General features: G+C 74.7%; 1 protein-coding gene. It reads right to left on the bottom strand.

What is annotated here, in order from left to right; all coding sequences use genetic code 11:
* On the bottom strand, positions 1–630 hold a 630-nt coding region (locus EAO72_RS40295), incomplete at its 3' end, for a DMT family transporter (protein ID WP_261991860.1).
* Positions 631–734: the final 104 nt, after the last annotated feature.

The raw sequence follows: 734 nt of genomic DNA, 5'->3' as shown, positions 1-734 counted from the left end.
GCTCTGTACGAGGATCAGCCCCGTCACCCCCAGGACCAGCACGGCGTACGGCTGCCAGCCGGTGACGAGCGCCGCCCAGCCGCCGTCCGAGAGGCGCTGCCCGCTGACCCGGGTCAGGGCGTCCTGGAGTCCGTACAGCAGTCCCGCCGCCACCGCGAGCAGCGCGGGCGACACCCCCGACCGCGCGCGCTTGGCGAACGCGGTCAGCAGCAGGGCCAGGCCCACCACCACGCCGATCACCAGCCAGTGCCGCAGCGGATTCGACACCGCCTGCCCGCCCGTCGGCTCGCCCGCCACGAGGAACGCGGCGACCCCGCCGGCCAGCAGCCAGAGCCCCGCCCAGCCCTGCCGGCCCAGCCGCTGACCGGTGCGGTGACGGGACAGGGCCATCGCGAAGAGCAGATTGGTGGCCAGGAGCGGTTCGACGACGGAGACCTCGCCCTTGCCCAGCGCCAGCGCGCCCAGCACCATGCCGCAGACCATGAGTCCGATGCCGGCCAGCCAACTGCGCACCCGCATCAGGTCCAGCAGCAGCCGGGGCGAGAGGTAGTCGCTCTTCGGGGCATGGCGGGCGGCGGGACTCGCGGCGATCGTGGGCGGGATCGTGCTGCTGGGGCTGCACCCGGCCATGCCGGAGGGCCCGGTGGGCGGACGCCGTACGCAGAGCCTTCAGCGGCTGCACCCGGCCATGCCGGAGGGCCCGGTGGGCGGACGCCGTACGCAGAGCCTTCAGC

It is taken from the genome of Streptomyces sp. OR43 (assembly GCF_008042275.1).
Lineage (GTDB): Bacteria > Actinomycetota > Actinomycetes > Streptomycetales > Streptomycetaceae > Streptomyces.
This window is presented reverse-complemented; position numbering and strand designations above follow the sequence as displayed.